The sequence below is a fragment of the Lysinibacillus sp. NPDC093688 genome (assembly GCF_050280145.1).
GTDB lineage: Bacteria > Bacillota > Bacilli > Bacillales_A > Planococcaceae > Lysinibacillus > Lysinibacillus xylanilyticus_B.
In genome coordinates this window covers 1-2868 of the sequence record NZ_JBNNUX010000092.1, presented here as the reverse complement: position 1 = coordinate 2868, position 2868 = coordinate 1, and the positions used below count along the sequence as shown (strand labels likewise).

Here is a 2868-nt window from a genome sequence, read left to right as displayed (position 1 = left end):
ATCCTGTGATAACGCCTTCGTGACCAACATCGTGTTGGCCCGAGACCCTGGAGCGAGCAGCGCGAGTGAAGCGGCTCATCGGACGCCCCCAGGAAAGCGCTCAGTCGGAACGGAAATCAACCCCTCGCTTTGCTGAGAAACCATGTTGTCTTCATATTAAAACCCTATAGATTCTTATAGCCTCTCATCCTATTTTGCTTTTAATCGTAACGTTTTACCTTTAATATCATCTTTCCTCACATATGTTTTATGATAATCTCCATTAGCCCAATCCATTACTTGATCTTGATACCAAGCAGATTTTACATGTCCGCTCTGCCCAGGGCCAACGATATGATAGGCTGAGCTTAAATCACCAACATCTACTACAAACCTCCATGATGCTCCGTGAGTAACATTTCCAGCTAAATCATTATCAGCAGCTTGAACAGTAACCTTTGAACCTCCAATAGGAACCTTTTTAGCATTAAAATATGCCGCAAGAATTGGCGAGGCTTTACCTAATGTATGGTCAAAGGTAAGTTGATGGAAATCGCCCCACTTCCATTTCGATACATTTTTTCCGAATTGATCTTCTATTTGTGCGACAGTGAGCTCTAATGCCTTGTAAACAGTTGCATCTACTCCACCCTGCTCCTCAATCCATATACTCTTCTTACCTTCATAAGCTGTACGTAAAAGCTGGTCTGTAATATTAAACTTCCCATACATTAATTCATACATATCTTCTGGCATCTGACCTTTAAATAACACTTCCTGTAACTTTTCCATTAATGTATGGAACACTAATGGCGCCCCAGAATCCTTTGCATCTACCATATCCCATTTCTCTAATAATTTTATAACATCTTTATATTTCCCATCATGATCTTGTGCTTTTATCGATGGTAATAAATACGGTAAAAACTCACGAGCATATAGGTTGTGCTGATCCATTTGTAAATCCATCATATCTTCCACAGTTAAAGAATCATTTGCCTCTAAAACTTCTTTAATCCGTTCAAAACGATAAGGCTGTGCCCAGAAATCTGTTATATGATAAGGATATTCTTCCCCAATGACTTCATTATTTGCTGTTGCAATAAAGCCTTCATCAGGGTTTACTACAGTCGGAAGCTCATTCCACGGGATAAAGCCCTCCCACCCATAGTCACTAGAATCACCTGGTACTGGTAATTGCCCGTCTCCTTGTTTTCGAATGGGAATTTGACCATTCGCTTTATAAGCAATCGTGCCATCCTTTGATGCAAAAACAAAGTTTTGAGCCGGTGCCTTAAAGTCCTCTAAAGCTTTTTCAAATCCATTCCAGGATTTCGCTTTATTAAAGCCTAGTATTGCACGTAGCTCTGTCGTTGGTTGCAGTGCCGTCCACTGCATCGAAAATTGTGCTGTAGGCTTAGTATCTTTAAAAGCTAAATCTGTCATGATTGGTCCGTGACGTGTGACAACGACTTGAAAATCTACCGTTTCCCCGTCCTTTACCTTAATCGGTTCATCACGTACCTCCGCTTGCTCCCACTTGCCATCATAGCGAAACTGTGTGGGATTATTCGGATTAGGCATTTCTATATATAAATCCTGTACATCAGGTCCAACATTCGTTACACCCCACGCAATGTTATCGTTGTGTCCTAAAATAATACCTGGAATACCTACAAAGATTACGCCACTAACATTTTGCTCAGGAGATTGTAAATGCATTTGATACCAAATAGAGGGTGTACTTAATCCTAAATGTGGATCATCCGCTAAAATCGGCGTACCGTTTTTTGTTTTCTGCCCAGATACAACCCAGTTATTACTACCATTAAATTCATTTGGCAACAGAGCTGCATTAAAATGCCCTGCCACGGCTACTGGATTTTCTTTATTTGCCTCGATAATGGATGAAGCATTTTTAGGATACTTTATAAATAATTCTTTAGCTTTTTCTTCATCAAAATTTTGTAAAGCCCAATGACGAAACGCAAGCGTATTCCAGTTACCTCCTAGGTCATAGGCCATATATTTACCAATAGTAAGAGAGTCTACAACGGACCACTCCTCAGGTTCGTAACCTAGTAATGCGAATTCATAGCTTAATGTATTACTTTTCTTCGCCTGTGCAATAAAGGAATTGACGCCGTCTGCAAACCACTCAAGTACCTGCCTGCTTTCTGCATCATAAGTACCTAATGATTTTTCAGCTGCATCCCGCAAACTAAATGTTCGGAAAAATTTATCCGTATCAACAGTAGCCTCACCGATTATTTCCGACAAGCGACCGCTAGCTTGTCTTCGCGCTAAATCCATTTGAAACAGTCGATCTTGCGCTTGAACATAGCCTTGCGCACGATACAAGTCTGCATCTGTCTTAGCAAAAATATGGGGGATCCCCTTATCATCCCTTGTGACAGTTACATCTTCTTCAAGCATGCTCAACGAAAGCTCTCCATCGATTACTGGCTTGGATTTATTCATAAACCATGTAAATCCGATAAATGTGACAATAGCTACTATAGCTAAAAGTCCTGCTATAACCATTAGCCACTTCTTCCATGTAAACTTTCTCACATCTCAACCCCCTTTTTGCAATATATTCTTTTACCCGCTTTCAAATCCTTCGAAAAGATTTGAAATTTAGTTTCTGTATTGTAAAAACATTACCTGCAAAAAGACAAAAATCGTATTTCCTTATAGAAAATACGATTTTTTATGTTGTTGAAAAACTATTGTGTCAATGAAATTAAAGGATCATTTTAAATAAAGTATGGCTCTTCGGCAAAATGAGTGATTGATTTCCGTTCCGGCTGGGCGCTTTCCTGGGGGCGTCGGGGCAACAGGATGTTGGTCACGAAGGCGTTATCACAGGACGTGATGCTTTTAGCC

At 40.3% G+C, this 2868-nt stretch carries 1 protein-coding gene; it reads right to left on the bottom strand.

Annotation, left to right across the window (positions count from 1 at the left end; all coding sequences use genetic code 11):
- Positions 1-189: 189 nt before the first annotated feature.
- Positions 190-2523, bottom strand: a complete 2334-nt coding sequence (locus ACQKN2_RS25145) for a penicillin acylase family protein (protein WP_427417350.1) — start codon at positions 2521-2523, stop codon at positions 190-192.
- Positions 2524-2868: the final 345 nt, after the last annotated feature.

Coding starts and splice junctions, on each gene's coding strand:
- ACQKN2_RS25145 (WP_427417350.1), bottom strand. CDS start 2,523: ATGGTTATAGCAGGACTTTTAGCTATAGTAGCTATTGTCACATTTATC.